This window comes from Nonlabens sp. SY33080 (assembly GCF_011784885.1).
GTDB lineage: Bacteria > Bacteroidota > Bacteroidia > Flavobacteriales > Flavobacteriaceae > Nonlabens > Nonlabens tegetincola.
Genome location: NZ_CP050461.1, coordinates 2,604,875 through 2,620,779, shown reverse-complemented (window position 1 = coordinate 2,620,779; position 15,905 = coordinate 2,604,875). Strand labels below are relative to the sequence as shown.

15 protein-coding genes are annotated in these 15,905 nt (G+C 34.9%); 6 read left to right on the top strand and 9 right to left on the bottom strand.

The genetic code is table 11. From position 1 onward, the window contains the following. Window positions 1-35: 35 nt before the first annotated feature. From HCN53_RS11850 to HCN53_RS11840, 3 genes are all read right to left on the bottom strand, one after another. Entirely contained in the window at window positions 36-812 is a 777-nt protein-coding gene (locus tag HCN53_RS11850) for a hypothetical protein (protein ID WP_167343078.1), read from the bottom strand. Next, on the bottom strand, window positions 802-1,362 hold the full coding sequence (locus HCN53_RS11845; RefSeq protein WP_317168771.1) for an RNA polymerase sigma factor: 561 nt from the start codon (window positions 1,360-1,362) through the stop codon (window positions 802-804). Before HCN53_RS11845 ends, HCN53_RS11850 begins: the two co-directional genes overlap by 11 nt. A gap of 177 nt (window positions 1,363-1,539) precedes the next feature. Next, window positions 1,540-2,136 carry a fasciclin domain-containing protein gene (locus tag HCN53_RS11840; RefSeq protein WP_060523150.1) on the bottom strand — a complete coding sequence of 199 codons (597 nt, stop codon included), beginning with the start codon at window positions 2,134-2,136 and terminating at the stop codon, window positions 1,540-1,542. A 103-nt stretch (window positions 2,137-2,239) separates the two neighbouring features. Here HCN53_RS11840 and HCN53_RS11835 point away from each other — a divergent pair, with 103 nt between their 5' ends. Continuing rightward, complete coding sequence (locus HCN53_RS11835; protein ID WP_240919358.1) at window positions 2,240-2,809, top strand: RNA polymerase sigma factor; 570 nt, start codon at window positions 2,240-2,242, stop codon at window positions 2,807-2,809. Next, entirely contained in the window at window positions 2,810-3,580 is a 771-nt protein-coding gene (locus tag HCN53_RS11830) for an anti-sigma factor (RefSeq protein WP_167343076.1), read from the top strand. Window positions 3,581-3,582: 2 nt separating this feature from the next. Here the strand turns inward: HCN53_RS11830 and era are convergent, their stop codons facing one another. Together era and HCN53_RS11820 are read right to left on the bottom strand one after the other, a co-directional pair. Then, window positions 3,583-4,470: a GTPase Era gene (era, locus tag HCN53_RS11825; RefSeq protein WP_167343075.1), complete on the bottom strand. Its 888-nt coding sequence runs from the start codon at window positions 4,468-4,470 to the stop codon at window positions 3,583-3,585. A gap of 15 nt (window positions 4,471-4,485) precedes the next feature. After that, the gene (locus tag HCN53_RS11820) at window positions 4,486-5,136 is read right to left on the bottom strand and encodes a hypothetical protein (protein WP_167343074.1); all 651 of its coding nucleotides are present in this window, start codon (window positions 5,134-5,136) and stop codon (window positions 4,486-4,488) included. A 154-nt stretch (window positions 5,137-5,290) separates the two neighbouring features. On the opposite strand from HCN53_RS11820, the gene HCN53_RS11815 reads away from it, so the two are divergent. Beyond that, on the top strand, window positions 5,291-6,223 hold the full coding sequence (locus HCN53_RS11815; protein ID WP_167343073.1) for a mechanosensitive ion channel family protein: 933 nt from the start codon (window positions 5,291-5,293) through the stop codon (window positions 6,221-6,223). 36 nt (window positions 6,224-6,259) lie between these two features. Here HCN53_RS11815 and HCN53_RS11810 read toward each other — a convergent pair whose 3' ends face one another. The 4 genes from HCN53_RS11810 to HCN53_RS11795 all read right to left on the bottom strand — a co-directional run bounded on the left by HCN53_RS11810 (window position 6,260) and on the right by HCN53_RS11795 (window position 11,945). After that, the gene (locus HCN53_RS11810) at window positions 6,260-7,087 is read right to left on the bottom strand and encodes a helix-turn-helix domain-containing protein (RefSeq protein ID WP_240919357.1); all 828 of its coding nucleotides are present in this window, start codon (window positions 7,085-7,087) and stop codon (window positions 6,260-6,262) included. Between the two features lie 125 nt (window positions 7,088-7,212). Continuing rightward, window positions 7,213-7,680 carry a nuclear transport factor 2 family protein gene (locus HCN53_RS11805; protein ID WP_240919356.1) on the bottom strand — a complete coding sequence of 156 codons (468 nt, stop codon included), beginning with the start codon at window positions 7,678-7,680 and terminating at the stop codon, window positions 7,213-7,215. 11 nt (window positions 7,681-7,691) lie between these two features. Then, window positions 7,692-8,702 (bottom strand): metal-dependent hydrolase, encoded by a 1,011-nt coding sequence (locus HCN53_RS11800; protein ID WP_167343072.1) that lies wholly within the window; start codon window positions 8,700-8,702, stop codon window positions 7,692-7,694. Beyond that, window positions 8,703-11,945, bottom strand: a complete 3,243-nt coding sequence (locus HCN53_RS11795; RefSeq protein ID WP_167343071.1) for a S41 family peptidase — start codon at window positions 11,943-11,945, stop codon at window positions 8,703-8,705. Between the two features lie 250 nt (window positions 11,946-12,195). Here HCN53_RS11795 and HCN53_RS11790 point away from each other — a divergent pair, with 250 nt between their 5' ends. From HCN53_RS11790 to HCN53_RS11780, 3 genes are read left to right on the top strand one after another with little or no spacing between them, the layout of a single operon-like run. After that, window positions 12,196-12,870 carry a TetR/AcrR family transcriptional regulator gene (locus tag HCN53_RS11790; protein ID WP_167343070.1) on the top strand — a complete coding sequence of 225 codons (675 nt, stop codon included), beginning with the start codon at window positions 12,196-12,198 and terminating at the stop codon, window positions 12,868-12,870. A 6-nt stretch (window positions 12,871-12,876) separates the two neighbouring features. Continuing rightward, window positions 12,877-14,556: a peptidase domain-containing ABC transporter gene (locus HCN53_RS11785; RefSeq protein ID WP_167343069.1), complete on the top strand. Its 1,680-nt coding sequence runs from the start codon at window positions 12,877-12,879 to the stop codon at window positions 14,554-14,556. Continuing rightward, on the top strand, window positions 14,549-15,904 hold the full coding sequence (locus HCN53_RS11780) for an HlyD family secretion protein (protein ID WP_042280063.1): 1,356 nt from the start codon (window positions 14,549-14,551) through the stop codon (window positions 15,902-15,904). Before HCN53_RS11785 ends, HCN53_RS11780 begins: the two co-directional genes overlap by 8 nt. The last annotated feature ends 1 nt before the right edge of the window (window position 15,905 follow it).

Genomic DNA, 15,905 nt, shown 5'->3' with positions numbered 1-15,905 from the left:
ATGAAAATTTTAAATTAATTATATGTTGATGAAAATTATTTCTTTGAAACTAAGGCAACTGCCTCTTTCTTAACTTGATTAAAACCTTTATCAATCCAGTTTTGAATTTTATTTTCCTGTTCAATTTGAATGTCCCATTCTGCTTCTCTCAGTAAGCTTTCTGGATTAACAGTATAAACAGCTTCTTCTTTATTTATATCAGACTCATTAAGCAATTCACTTAGTAGTTCATCTACTTCTTGATCGGCCGTTTTAATTGATAACTCTTTTTTAATATTTGAATTTTCGACTTGTGCAATCAACACTTGTTCTTCATTAATTTTTGGTTCTTTCAAAACAGTATTCACATCGACCTCTTTCTTATGCTGGTTATCAATGGTAGCACTTACTACAACCTCATCTCGCTGTGAAAATTTAGGATCAAGCATTTTAACTTTTGATACCGTTGCCTTAATTCCAGCTGGTTCATCTTTATGATTAGCTTTAACCAATTCCTCATTCATAGTAGATGAACTCTTTTCACTCTCAATCTCTTCTTCAATAAAGAGATCCTTATTTATCAATGGCTGCTCATTAGACTGATCCTCTGTTACAGACCACTCTGTATTTTCAACTGGATTACTTTGAACAGGTGAAAACTTTACAATGGTTGCAGCGAGTAACAGTGCTGCTGCAACTCCTGCGATCCAGTACCAAAGCGGAATCGCCTTTTTGTCACTTGCATCCAATCGCTCCTCTAACTTAGACCAAGCTTGAGTAGATGGATTGATCTCGCGATCGTTAAACTTATTTTTATATGAATCAAGCTTCATATTGTTGTCTTTTTAAACTATTAATTTCTTGCTGAAGCTGTAATTTGGCTTTGCGTAATTGGGTCTTACTAGTATTTACACTTATATCCAGTATTTCTGCTATCTCATGATGTTTGTACCCATCGACTACATGCATTAAGAACACGCTTTTATAACCTATAGGTAATGCATCGATGATCGATTGCAATACATGCATTTCTAGATTACAATCATCTATTCCATCATCATCTGTTTCATCTTTTACTTCATCAATCGGTGTAGCAAATTTGAAAGGATTCTTCTTGCGCAAGTGATCCAGACAAGAGTTTACCATAATGCGACGTAACCATCCTTCAAAACTCCCATTGTGATTGTACTTTTTAATGTTCTTAAAAGCTTTAAAAAAACCATTTAACATAATTTCTTCTGCTGTTTCTACTGGCGAAATATATTGTCTACAAACACTTAACATTCTAGGCGCATGTTTATCAAAAATCTGCTTTTGCGCCTTGCGGTCGTTTTTAGCAGCTTTTTGAATAAGCTTTTTCTCGTTTGTATATAAGGAAATCACCTTCACAATTTACAGACTTTCTATTAACATAGACGAGACTTTTTTCAAAGGGTTGTCTGAATGCTCATTTTTTTTGAAAAATTATTTTCTCGTAAGTACGCTTTCGCGAAAGCGTAATAAAAAAACCTCCTTACCAGCAATAACTGATAAAGAGGTCATTAACCAACTTGAAAAAAATTACTCTGGCAAAACCACAGTATCTATTACGTGCACAACACCATTGCTTGCTTCAATATCTGTAGCTGTAATGGTTGAGGTACGACCTTGTGCATCTTCAAGAACGACCTTACCATCTACAATACTTGCATAGATAGGATCTCCTTGCACAGTTTTAGTCATGAATCCACCACCATTTCTCTTGATAGATTCAATTATGTCGCTAGCAGTTACTTTTCCTGCAAGTACATGGTAGGTGAGCACGGCTTGTAGTTTTGCCTTGTTTTCAGGTTTTAGCAAATTTGCTACTGTTCCTTCTGGCAACTTATCAAATGCTGCATTTGTAGGTGCAAAAACAGTAAAAGGACCATCACCTTGTAGGGTTTTTACCAAATCGGCTGCCTTTACCGCAGCTACTAGTGTAGCAAAATTTTTGTCGGACATGGCTACACCTACGATATCTGGAGTTTGATTATAGTGCCAGTTTTGAACATACACTACATTTGACGTAGCGTGATCATTATTGCTGGTTGAAGCTTGATGGTTATTACATTGAGCTGTTGCAAATATTGCTGTAAACATCATTGCAGCAGTAAGTAAAATACTTGAATTTTTCATTTTATTAGATTTTTAAGTTTAAAAAGTATAATTTGATGCATCTTTAGGTTTTACGTTTGTAAATTCCTTTTGGATTTCACAGGATTGATAAAAAAACGTTAAAGTGAAAAACGACCTTTTTCTAGAAAATCAAATAATAGAATTAATACGCGACAGAAATGATCGTGGTATGTCGTTATTATACGACCATTACAACGGTGCTCTATTTGGCTTATGTTTGAAATTCACTAAAGATCCTGATGACGCCAAAGAGGTTTTACAAGCTAGCCTAATTAAAGCATGGCAAAATATTGATTCCTATGATGCTGATAAAGCGAGACTTTTCACCTGGCTATATCAAATAACTAGGAATCAAGCTCTTGATTTTTTAAGAAAATCTCAAAGAAAACAGCAAAAGGAAATCCAAAACGATTATTCAAGCGTATCAATAGAAGAGGATAGTAGTTTACTATACAAAGAATTTAAAGAGCAATTAAATTTAAAAGTGACTTCTCTTGAATCTCAATATCAAGATGTCATTAATTGTGTGTTCTATAAAGGCATGACTCATATGGAAGCTAGTGAATACTTGAACATACCATTGGGAACATTTAAAACTAGAATACGTAATGCTCTCAAAAAATTACGAACTACTTATAGTATAATTGCTTTATTATTGTGGTCTTATATATAAATGGTCGAAAATAAAAACATACAAGAATTTTTAGAGTCTGGTGTACTGGACCGCTATGTTATGGGTAAAGCCACAGAAATTGAAATTCAACAGGCTGAACACTACATTGCAACCTTTGATGAGATAAAATTTGCGTATGACATGATGCAAATTGAATTACAGGCTCAAGCTTTTAAAACGCAAGAGAATCCACCCGAAGACTTAAAAAAAGAACTGTTTTCAACTATTCACACTAGCAATAAAGAAATAAAGAAACAAGATTCTATATCTTGGTTTCAAATAGCAGTGGCATGTATTGCTGCTGTTGGATTTGTGGGTATGCTGTATTACATGAATATTGCAAATGAAAAAACACAAAGATTGGAGCAACTAGAAGGTGAATTTTCTTCTCTAGAAAATCGAATAAAAAATTTAGAGTCAGATAATTTAATCTTTGATGAAGAGATTCAATTTTTACGTAGCCCAAAAACTCAAAAGTATATTCTTAAAAAGGACACCTCGCTAGGTAATTTAAATGTTATCACCTATCATAATAACAAACGTAGTGTTGTTGACGTTACTTCTTTACCAAAATTGGATAAAGAACACGACTATCAATTATGGGCCGATGTAAATGGTGAAATGATTTCCTTGGCAGTACTCAATCAGGATTTCCTAGAGGTAGATACTAAAATTATTGATGAGGCTTCTAGCCTTAATATCACCATTGAAAAAGCCGGTGGCAGTGATCACGCCACTGTAGAAAATCTGGTAGTAGGTCTGTCGATTTAGATTTAATTTTTGTTCTGGTAACCAAATCTGCGCAGTTGCCTGTCATCGCTACGCCAATTCTTATTGACTTTTACAAATAGTTCAATGTGAACTTGCTTGCCAAAGAACTTTTCAAGATCCTTTCTGGCTTCCATTCCCACGCGTTTTATGGCACTACCTTTATGACCTATGATGATACCCTTTTGAGTCTCGCGTTCCACCATAATAACAGCTCTAATTCTTATAATATCGTCATCTTCAAGAAACTCTTCTGTTTCTATTTCTACAGAATAAGGAATTTCTTTTTTGTAATGTAATAAGATTTTCTCTCTAATGCTTTCGTTTACAAAAAAGCGCTCTGGCTTATCAGTTAAAGCATCTTTCGGATAAAAGGCTGGAGATTCTGGTAAAGTTTCTATTACCCTATTCATTAATTGAGGAATACCAAAATTTTCTAATGCACTTATGGCAAATACCTCAGCATTGGGTAATCTATTTTTCCAATGCGCTACAGCTTCTTCTAGTTGTTCAGGAGTTCCTTTATCTATTTTATTGATAAGAACAAATACTGGAACTTCTGCAAATGTCAATCTTTTTTCAAAAGCTTCGTTTTTTAACTCTTTTTCGCCTAGCTCTACCATGTAAAGAATACAATCGGCATCTTCAAAAGCATTTTTAACAAACTCCATCATGCTTTCTTGAAGTTTGTAAGCAGGTTTAATGATACCAGGTGTGTCACTAAGAACCATTTGAAAATCCTCACCGTTTACTATTCCTAAAATTCTGTGACGAGTCGTCTGTGCTTTAGAAGTAATAATGGACAATCGCTCACCTACTAGAGCATTCATTAAGGTACTTTTTCCTACATTAGGATTACCTACAATATTTACAAAACCTGCTTTATGTGTCATAATGCAAAGGTAGGACTAGAACTTAGGTTTTTTCATAAGCGCTTCATAATATTCTCGCTCAATTTGCAATGCTGTTTCTTGAAGTTGTGAGATTTTTACTTTTGCTACAATTGATGGAAAGTCTTTAAAATGATAATCTACCCATTCCTTTTTTTCTCCTTCAACGTCAATAACAGGTTCAAGATTAAAGGAAGACTGCACCTTTTTTTCAATATCGGCAAAAAAATAAACTTGATCTTCAACACTGGTGTAATAATCACTAATAATTTGTTTAAGATAAATACCCGTTGAGTTCAGGCTGTCGTTTGAAAAGAAAACGGGATTAACCAATTTATCCATCATCTCGTAATTATCTACTTCTCCAATAAAATTATCAATTTCATTCTTAACATGCTCTAACTGTTCTACTAATTGGGTAGTTTTATAATGAAACTCTTCTGCATTTATTTGGGCCACTGCGTATGTTTCTGGATGAGCTATGGCGCTGTCCTTAAACATGACTAAGAAATCTCGGTCATATTTTGAGTTTTCAAATTCAGTCTCTTTATTAATGTTGTCAAAAACATCTAATACTTCTTGCTTTTCTTTTTTACAAGAAGTCATCATCATTAGACCTATCAGTGAATACAAATAATACTTCATATTAAATTGAATCTTGATTTTCATTAAAGCAATACTTAGCACATTCAAACTGCTTTAAATTGATTATTTAAAAATACATTAAACTTTGTACAGTCTAAATTTAGACTTTTTAACATTAAAATGATTAAGAAATGTTAAATGCAAAAGGATCACGTTGACAGCCCACTATTTTCGTACCATGATTCAAGAACAAACAACCCAAAAAGTACAAGAAACAACTAAACAAATTGAAGATGTAAACTCAACTGAGCTTATATGGGATCAATTAACATCTTGGTATGAAGCTATATTACGCAACTTACCAAATCTTGCCGTTGCAGTTGTTGTCTTACTTATAGCTTACATCATTTCAAAATTTGTAAATCGTGGTGTACAACGCCTACTCAAATCAAAAGTTGAACAACAGTCTGTATTGAGATTAATAGGTAGAACTGCAGCTATAATAGTTGTTATAGGCGGTATGTTTATCGCATTAAACGTACTTGATCTTAATGAAACTGTACAAGCTATCATTGCTGGTGCTGGTGTTTCGGGTTTAGTAATTGGACTAGCTTTACAAGGAACTTTATCCAATACGATGAGCGGTATTCATTTGAGTTTCAGAAAAAATGTTCGTATAGGAGATTGGGTGCAGACCAACGGTTATGAAGGAGAAATAGTTGCTATTGATTTAAATAAATTTATACTAAGAGAAGCCGACAACAACACCGTAATCATACCTAACAAAATGATTCTGGAGAATCCTTTGAAAAATTTTGGATTAACTGATACTATGCGAGTTATTATTCATTGTGGTGTAGGATATGAAAGTGATTTACCAACAGTAGAAAAGATTGCAAAACAAGCTATCTTGGACAACTTTGATCAGGTAAATTCGATTGACGAAGTGGAGTTTTTCTATCGCGAATTTGCAGACAGTAGCATAAACTTTATGCTTAGATTTTACTACGACATCACAAACGGAAAGAAAAAACTGGAAGTTACCAGTAAGGCGATTATGGTGATTAAAAAAGCATTTGATGATAATGATATCAATATACCATTCCCTATTAGAACGCTAGAATTCAATAACCAATTGAATTTACAGCAATCTTCAAACAAAGAAGCCTAATCGGTAATTCTATTAAAAGTAAAAAAAGCATTAACTCTAGGAGTTGATGCTTTTTTTACTTTGAGACAAATTCCTAAGCACAAGGATAATTTGACCCAAATCAAATATTAACATTAATACAATAGCTATAGGAGCAAGCAGAACTGTAATCATAAAACCACCAGCTATTAAACCTACAAACCCTAGATATTTTGCTAATCCTTTTTCATTTTTACGTTGAGAAAGGTAGCCAGATCCCAACATCAAATATGTTATACCGCTAGCAACAATAACAAAGATGCCAAACATAATATCTCTAGGACTTATGAGTTTACTATCATAATCAATAACTGTAATGAGTAGTATACTACTTATAACATTAATTATCATAGCAAGAATTGAAGAAAACTTCAATAAGGAGTTATTTTTAATTTGAGCTATATGATATATTCCTGTATAGAAAAGTACTACTGTTATTATGCTTACCACACCTAAAGCCGTATATGAGGATTCAGGTAAAATACTATCTTGGGTAAACGAATGAAAAACATCATTAATCGTCATCAAATAATAACAGATAAAAAGAATAACACCACCAATACCTGAAAACAACAAAAGAGAATTATTAAATGAATATTTCATAGCAGAAGATTCAACCTCTTTGGAGGTTTGACTTTCTTTAGTGCCGGAGTAAACTTCATCAAAAGATTTTCCTAATACTTCCAGAATATTCTTAATAGTATAACTACGTGGAGAAACTTCGCCTGCCTCTATGCGTTGAATGGTGCGCACATTAATATTACATCGTTCTACCAATTCCTCTTGGGTAAGACCTTTTTCCTTTCTTAATTGTGCAATGTAAATTCCTAATTCCGGTTGTTTCATTATTACTGATTTTTGTATTCGATTACAAGATTACCAAACACACCTATTCTCCACCAAAATTAAGCTCGGTAAAATACCCGACATTTACCCGACAATCCCTTACAGATACTGTAAAACTTAAAATATTACTCTCTAGGTAATCTAGTAGAATGCATGAGTTCTAATTTCCAAACACTGTCGCTTTTAACTGCCACAACACTTTCTAACCAAGTTCTTTTAAATTCTAATGTATCCTTAACAAATGTCCCGTGATTCCAATAAGCTAGATAAACTCGATTCCCTTCTTGATGCGCCTTTATTCTATCAAATTTATTTGTCCTAGTAATTCCTTGATCTCTTTTGCTTGCTCTTTTACACCAATTTGCAATGGTATCATTAGTCCATAATTCACCATGCTCCAATAAAATAAAATCGTTTGTCTGATATTTTTTTATAGCATCTACTTTCTTATCAGACCACACACTGTCAAAAACTTGTTGAACTACCGCTTCAACTGCTTCAATTGCTTGTTCTGAGTTATATTCCACCTTGGACTCTGGTTTGTTGCAACTTATGATCAGGATAGTTATAAAAATTACAATTAAATTTTTCATAGTAATAGTTTTTAATTACCCCATATTCGATTCCATAACTTGTCCATGACAATGGTAACATCCATGGGTTCCTTAGGATTCTCTTTTGCTATTAGGGTTTTATTTTCTTCTTTAAGTTTATAACTAAAAACAAATTGTTCTTCGTCTTTATTAATGGGCATGGTACCAAATCTTAAGTCATTAAAATACCAACTTCCGTTCTTTTTCTCCATCAAATACCAACCTTTAGAAATATCTATAAGTCGCCTCAAATTCTCCTCAGATTGTTCGTGTTTCCAAGTAGGCTCTAGGTTTCGGTTTTTGGGATAAGATTTGAATGAAATTGGTTTAGAATCAAAGAATGAGTAATCAGCCAATAAATACGCATCGCCTGCATCTACGTTGCAGTTCCATAGCAATGTTGTCAATGGCGCAGGACGTGTTGAAATTTGTGAGTAATTAAACTTATTTACATCTAGGGCCTTTTTAAATTCTTGGGTTGCATTCCACTTAAACAATACTGTCATTAATAGATAACTTGTAGAAATGAAGATTCCGGTGAGGTTTGTTCGCTTTCGCGAAAGCGAACCCTTTTTTAAAAATAAAACCACAAGTGTGCACATTAAAAAAGGAAGTGTATAAAGCGGATCTATTACAAAAATTGTATTCCATGCGATAGCCTTATCAAACGGCCAAAAAAACTGCGTGCCCCATGTCGTGAACATGTCCAATATGGGATGAGTTATCAATCCCCAAAAAAACAGCCAAGACCATGATTTCCATCCTATCCGTCTGCTGGATTCTATCCTATCTACTACAAAACCGAAAACAGGCGCAAAGAGCACACAAAACAGGATACTATGACTGAATCCTCGATGGATCTCGGTAGCTGTTATCGTATCGGTAAATGACCTTGCTAGTACATCAAGATCGGGAATGGTACCAGCGATTGCACCATATAACAATGCCTTATTCCCGACCTTGTTGCCTAGAACAGTTTCTCCTACAGCAGCACCTAGTACGATCTGCGTTAGACTATCCATCTATTCAACGTCTTTAAGCAACTCTTCGATAGCGCGCTCTAGTTGTTGATCACGACCATTATCGATTACTCCTGGCATATTTTTTACCATTATGGACGGCTCGGTTTGATTGTTTTCCATCCAATTGCCATTAATATCTTTGGCACTAATAGGAACTACACCCCAAACTGTTCCATCAGGAAGTCGTTCCCATCCTGCAAAACTACATGTCCCAGGAACTGGCATTCCTACTGTTTTACCAATTTTAAGATCGGTATAGCCACAAGCAAAACAGTGTCCGTCACTATACTGCGCCTCATTAATCATAGCAAGTGTAGGTTTAGTCCATCTAGAAGTAGGTTCTCCACCTACAACTTTGGCTTCTGTCTCATAAGTAATAAATGGTGTACCAGTAAAGAACATAGCTAGATCGGCTACTAGATCACCACCGCCATTAAATCTAGTGTCTACAATCACACCTTTACGACTGTGGTATTTACCCATCATTTTTTCAAAAATGTTTCTATATGGCCCATCACTCATTCCAGGAATATGAACATATCCTAATTGTCCGTTACTCTTTTGATCTACTTCTTTCTCATTTTGTTTCACCCATCTTTTATAAAGTAAGCCTCGTTCTGCTCCTGTAGAAATAGGTTTAATTGTAATAACTATGTTCTCCTTTTTATCAGGACTTGACAGCTCTAGCAATGTAAATTTATTGGCTTTCCTGTTCAGGTAATAAGCATAATCTCTATCACTTGAAATTGTTTGACCATCTATTTTTTCAATAATCATTCCTGGCTTTATATCAAATTGAGCCTTATCCAGTGGTCCACCTTTTATAACCTCGGTAATTTTTAGACCATCGCCTTGGTAAGAGTAATCGATAAATGCACCTAATGATGCTGTTGCATCTGGATTACTCATGTCATATCCTGCAGCTCTTGCACCAGCGTGGGATACATTCAATTCACCTATCATTTCTGAAAGCAGCTCTGCCAGCTCATTGGTATTTGAAACATAAGGCAAATGTTTTTCATACTCTTTTCTCATAAGCGGCCAGTCAACACCGTGAAAATTACTGTGATAAAAAACAGCATTTGTTCTTAACCATACGTGGTCAAACATTGCTTGTCTAGCAGCTACCTCATCATACTGCATTTCTGCAGTAATCTTAACTGCTGTTTTTTTCTTTTTACTTACATCAAGTTTAGATATTCTACCACCACTTAGTAGGTATAAATTTTCTCTTTTAGGATCCCATTCTAGACTACCACTGCGAGCACCTAAGTTGATAGCCATTTTGGTTTCTTTGGTTCGTAAGTCTGTTGACCAAAGATTAAGTTTATCTTCAAACCTAGCTAGATAATACAATTTATCGCCATCCTTGGATAAAACAGCGTCAGAAAGATTAGAAGAATGTATAGTCAGACGTTTTGTTCTTTCCTTCATATCATCCCAGTCAAAAGTAAGCGGCTTAACCTCTTTATCTTCATCCTTTTCCTTATCCTTGTCCTTACCTTTCTTTTTCTTGTCTGATTTATCCTCGTCACCGTCTTTCTTCTTTGTTTTCTTTAATTCTTTAAGTAAAGCGTAATCTTCTTTACTCAAATTAAATTCATCCCAAGCTTCTTGTGTAAAGAACATGCTGTAAACATCACTTTGAGATCGACCACTAGTAGCATATGATTTTAACCCATCTCTATTTGAAAACCACAACATTTGTTTACCATCATTAGTCCATTTAGGAGAAGAGTCATAGTAACCGCTTTCATTAAGGTTGATTCGCTTTGAACCGTCGGCGGCCATTAAAAGTATATCGCTGTTGTTAAGACTTAGAGACCAATCTACCAATAACCACTTACTATCAGGACTCCATGTGTAATACTTATCACCGTCACGCATATGAAATAGTTCTTCTTCACTTAACAACGTTGTTTTCTTTCCTGATTTAACGTCCTTCACCACTATATTCCTGCGGTTTTCCACATAGGCTAGCTTTGTGCCATCTGGAGAATATTCTGCTAGATAATTATCATTTTCATTTTCAAGAATAGCTGATTCTTTTAACAAGGTTGAGGCAAAAAAGAAGGGCTCTTCATCACGTACCTTTTCGGTTTTATAAACGCTCCACTTCCCATTTCTTTCACTACTATATATAACAGCTTTTCCGTCATGCGACCAACTCACAAAACTTTCTGTTTGTGCTGTATTAGTTATACGCTTTGTAAAACTATCTTCTACAGATGTTACGAATACTTCACCTTTAGAAATAAATGCTATTTCCTTACCACTAGGTGATACTGCTATCTCTTCTACTCCACCGTTTACACTTACGAATTTATCTGTATTCTCAATATCTTGTGTCACTACCTGCACAGTTAGCATTTTAGGCTGTTGACCTTCTCTCATGGTGTAGAGCATTCCATCGTAACCAAAGCTTATTACACCATTACCTATACTTAAAAAGCGTACTGGATGCAATTTAAAATCCGTAATCTGTACAGATTCACCAGTTTCAAGATTCCATTTATGCACATTAAAACTGCCACTCTTTTCACTTAGGTAATACATGCTTTTACCGTCGCTAGAAAGCACTGGCATGCGGTCCTCTGCATTATGTGTAGTCAATTGCTTGTGTTGATTACTTGCTACATCATATACCCATATGTCACGAGTAATACTCGATGTATGATGTTTACGCCAGTAATTTTCTCCACCTTTTTTATCCTGGTAATACAATTTACTTCCATCCTTATTTGTTTCAACAAGTTCGGCAGGAATGGTAAATAATTGATCAATACGGCCACCTTTTACTGGAACGGTATAAACCTCATGTTGAGAGCCAGTTGGGAATTGTCTGTGTTCTGCAGTGTCCTGTCTAAGTCCACCAAAAATTATTTGTTGGTCGTCATGACTAAAACTATAGGGTGTCTCGCTACTTGAATGATAGGTCAATCTAGTGGCTGTTCCACCTGTCGCGTTCATAACAAATACATCAAAATTGCCATAACGATTTGATGAAAATGCTATTTTGCTACCATCCTTGCTCCATATAGCCTGATAATCATGTGCTTTATGAAAGGTCAATTGCTGGGCTGTTCCTCCATCACTAGATACTTTATAAAGATCACCTTTGTAAGTAAAAACTATTTGTGAACCATCTGGAGATATTTTACTGTGACGCATCCAACTTGCGTTTTCTTGGGCTTGAGTTAAAAGTGAAACTAAAACCACAAGAGGTAAAAGAATATTTTTCATTTTAATTTTTTATTGGTGCCTAAAAATAGTGTAGAATTACTAATGATAACCACCTATTCATGGATTTAATAGATGTAAAATGGAATAGGATGTTACATACAAGTATAGGTCGGATAAAAATCTCATTAAGAAATGTGTTTAGGTTATACGCTTTCGCGAAAGCGTAATCATCAACAAATCATAACTTAACATATAATTAAAAGTTAAACTATCATAATTTAATAGTCTTGCTATTAGATTTGCGAGGAGTATGAAAAATTTATCTATCAATATTCAAATACATCCAAATTTGTATTTGAAAAATCCCGAAGGTACCGATCTAGGTAGACGCATTGTTTCAAAAAGCATTGAAATGATTGAAAACCTAGGTTTTGAAAGTTTTACTTTTAGAAAGTTAGGAAAAGAAATAGGATCTAATGAAAGTAGTATTTATAGATATTTTGACAGTAAACATGCACTACTTGTATACCTGTTTAACTGGTACTGGTCGTGGATTGAATACCGCATGTACATTGCTACACTAAATTTAAATCCCGAGGAAAAATTAAGACGTGCTATTGAAATGCTCACGCAGGTAATTGAAGAGGATTCTGCCTTTTCATTTGTTAATGAAGTATTACTGCATCGAATCATTATTGCTGAATCATCAAAGGCTTATTTGCATAAAGATATTGATGAGGAAAACGAGAAAGGCTTTTATAAAACCTATAAAAGAGTTGTAAAACGCGTGAGTGAAATGGTTACAGAAGTTAATCCAGAATATAAGTACCCTAATATGCTAGTCTCATCGGTTATTGAAGGTGCTCACAACCAACGCTATTTTGCAGAACATTTACCATCGGTCACAGATTCAATTGATGGTGAAGATTCCATTTTAAATTTTTATCTAGATATGGTGTTCAACTTAATTTCAAAAAAGAATTAAAGAATCATGGCAAAAAACACTGATTTAAAAACTCCTTGGAAACGATTTATAAGCATGTTGCAGTTGGATCGTAGAGATATAAAACAAATTTTGTTTTATGCGATTTTTGCTGGACTCGTTTCTTTGAGTTTACCGCTAGGAATTCAAGCAATTATAAATTTGATACAAGGAGCGCAAATTTCTACCTCGTGGATAGTCCTAGTTGTTCTGGTGACTCTAGGTGTTGCTTTTCAAGGAGCGTTACAACTCATGCAAATAAGAATTCTTGAAAATGTGCAGCAAAAAATCTTTGCCCGTGCATCCTTTGAATTTGCATATCGCTTTCCTAAGATAAAGATGAAAGAATTACGCAATTATTATCCGCCAGAATTGGCAAACAGATTTTTTGACGTATTGACCGTACAAAAGGGATTAAGTAAAATATTACTGGATTTCCCTGCAGCCATCCTGCAAATTGTTTTTGGTATCATTCTCTTATCTTTTTACCATCCGTTTTTTATAATCTACGGTTTATTGCTATTAATTTTAGTATTAATCGTTTTCAGATTTACTGCTCGTAAAGGTCTAGAGACTAGTTTAAAAGAAAGCAAACTTAAGTATAAGGTAGCTCACTGGATTCAAGAAATTGCTCGTTCTATTGTTAGTTTCAAAATTTCTGGCAACACTACACTTGCAATGAATCGCAATGATGATTTAACAGCCTTGTACTTAAAAGCGCGTGAAGGTCACTTTAGAGTTCTAATAATCCAATTTTTACAAATGATCGGTTTCAAAGTACTTGTGACGGCTGGTCTACTGGTTATTGGTGGTTTACTAGTTCTTAATCAACAAATGAATATAGGTCAATTCGTAGCAGCAGAAATTATCATATTACTGGTAATAAGTTCAGTGGAGAAGTTGATCCTAGGATTAGAAACCTTTTATGATGTACTTACCTCACTAGAAAAGATAGGACAAGTTGTAGATAAAGAAATTGAAAATCAAGAAGGTGTAGATCCTTTTGAAAAGGAAAAACCACTTCATATAGAATTAGAAAAATTAGGTATAACAACTCCTGAAGGTCAAGTAATTCTTAAAGACATTAATTTAATTATTAATGAAAAAGAGCGCATGATCATTGATGGACCATCAGGATCGGGTAAGACAACATTGCTTAAGTTAATCTCTACCATTGAAAGTCCAACTGAAGGAAGCATATATGTAAATGGTAATTGCACAAACGGAATATTTTTAAATAAATACCGCAAGCGAGTAGGCCAAGTATTACCAGAAAACCAAACCTTTGAAGGCACCATATTAGAGAATATTACTCTAAATGATTCCTCAATAAGTATTGATAAGGTTAATGAAGTTATTGAACAATTAGGCTTGTTGCCGTTTGTCAAGAAAAACTCAGCAAGTTTAAATACTTTGATTTATTCACAAGGTAAACAAATACCACATACCATTGCTCGCAAGATTGTAATTGCGCGTGCCATTGTACACGAGCCCAAACTACTATTACTCAAAGATCCACTAGATCAATTTGATCCTGTTGAAGCAAAAGAAATTATAACCTACTTGTCATCACCAGATCGTCCATGGGCGCTAGTAGTAAGTTCAAAAAATCCTTTATGGAACACAGTGTGTAGTCATACTGTACATATTGAAAATGGAACCATTAAAAACAACAAACGCGATGCTTAATATTTCTAAAGACAGCCTATCAGATAAAGTGAGTCTTGAACAGTATAAGTCACACGACATCGCTTTTCATAAAAGACATTTTAGAGCTTTTAATAAATTCCTATATGGATTTGCTATCCTAGCCGTTATTATACTTTTTCTGCCTTGGACGCAAAATGTAACCGGTAATGGTTTTGTTACCACACTTACCCCAGATCAACGACCACAAACCGTACAATCTCAAATCCCAGGTCGAATTGAAAAATGGTACGTAAGAGAAGGTGATTTTGTTAACGCTGGCGATACGATCTTGCGTATATCTGAGATAAAAACTGAATACCAAGATCCGTTATTAGTAGAACGTACGCAGCAACAAGCAGATGCCAAACAAGGTAGCGCAGGTAGTTATAGAACTAAAATTCAGGCACTAACTAATCAAATAAGCGCCCTACAACAAGAACTTCAACTCAAACTAGAGCAAGGACGCAACAAGGTTGAACAAAGCAAGTACAAAGTAAGAGCAGATAGCACTGATCTTATTGCCATACGCAACAATTTTGAAATTGCACAACGTCAATATGATCGTGTAGTAGAACTTATACAGGATGGTCTTAAATCACGTGTAGACGTGGAAGATAAAAGAACCAAACAACAAGAAATGCAGGCTAAAGTCATCGCTCAAGAGAATAAACTACTTGCGAGTAGAAACGACCTGATTAACGCACAAGTTGAACTTAATAGACTGCGAGCAAGCTATGCAGACAAAATAGCTAAAGCACAAAGTGATCGGGCAACAGCTGAAGGTTCCTTATTTCAAGCACAGGCCGATGTGGCAAAACTTGAAAATCAAACCAGTAGTTATCGTATTAGAAATAGTTTGTACTACGTACTAGCGCCACAAAATGGTTATATCAATAAAGCGATAAAAGGTGGTATAGGAGAAACTTTTAAAGAAGGTGAAAAACTTGTAGGGATTATGCCTGCAGATTATGATCTAGCTGTAGAAACCTTTGTAGAGCCCTTGGACTTGCCTCTTATTCATCTAGGTGAAGAGGTTCGTGTACAATTCGATGGATGGCCAGCAATATTTTTTAGCGGTTGGCCCAATGCTTCTTTTGGAACGTATGGTGGTAAAGTAGTGGCTGTAGAAACTTTTATCACTCCAGAAAATGGGAAATTTAGAGTTCTAATTGCTCCAGATCCTCAAGATCACGAGTGGCCAGAAAATCTAAGAGTTGGTTCTGGTGCTTATACTATCGCATTGTTAGAAGATGTACCTATTTGGTATGAAATCTGGAGGCAGCTCAACGGCTTTCCTCCTAATTACTACCAGCCCGACGATAAATCAGACTCCAAAGACAAGAAATAAT

Bases quoted from the DNA above. Each gene is read 5' to 3' on its own strand.
- HCN53_RS11790 (WP_167343070.1), top strand. From the start codon at position 12,196: ATGAAAAATTTATCTATCAATATTCAAATACATCCAAATTTGTATTTG.
- HCN53_RS11795 (WP_167343071.1), bottom strand. From the start codon at position 11,945: ATGAAAAATATTCTTTTACCTCTTGTGGTTTTAGTTTCACTTTTAACT.
- HCN53_RS11840 (WP_060523150.1), bottom strand. From the start codon at position 2,136: ATGAAAAATTCAAGTATTTTACTTACTGCTGCAATGATGTTTACAGCA.
- era (WP_167343075.1), bottom strand. From the start codon at position 4,470: ATGACACATAAAGCAGGTTTTGTAAATATTGTAGGTAATCCTAATGTA.
- HCN53_RS11850 (WP_167343078.1), bottom strand. From the start codon at position 812: ATGAAGCTTGATTCATATAAAAATAAGTTTAACGATCGCGAGATCAAT.
- HCN53_RS11800 (WP_167343072.1), bottom strand. From the start codon at position 8,702: ATGGATAGTCTAACGCAGATCGTACTAGGTGCTGCTGTAGGAGAAACT.
- HCN53_RS11810 (WP_240919357.1), bottom strand. From the start codon at position 7,087: ATGAAACAACCGGAATTAGGAATTTACATTGCACAATTAAGAAAGGAA.
- HCN53_RS11805 (WP_240919356.1), bottom strand. From the start codon at position 7,680: ATGAAAAATTTAATTGTAATTTTTATAACTATCCTGATCATAAGTTGC.
- HCN53_RS11780 (WP_042280063.1), top strand. From the start codon at position 14,549: ATGCTTAATATTTCTAAAGACAGCCTATCAGATAAAGTGAGTCTTGAA.
- HCN53_RS11815 (WP_167343073.1), top strand. From the start codon at position 5,291: ATGATTCAAGAACAAACAACCCAAAAAGTACAAGAAACAACTAAACAA.
- HCN53_RS11830 (WP_167343076.1), top strand. From the start codon at position 2,810: ATGGTCGAAAATAAAAACATACAAGAATTTTTAGAGTCTGGTGTACTG.
- HCN53_RS11820 (WP_167343074.1), bottom strand. From the start codon at position 5,136: ATGAAAATCAAGATTCAATTTAATATGAAGTATTATTTGTATTCACTG.
- HCN53_RS11785 (WP_167343069.1), top strand. From the start codon at position 12,877: ATGGCAAAAAACACTGATTTAAAAACTCCTTGGAAACGATTTATAAGC.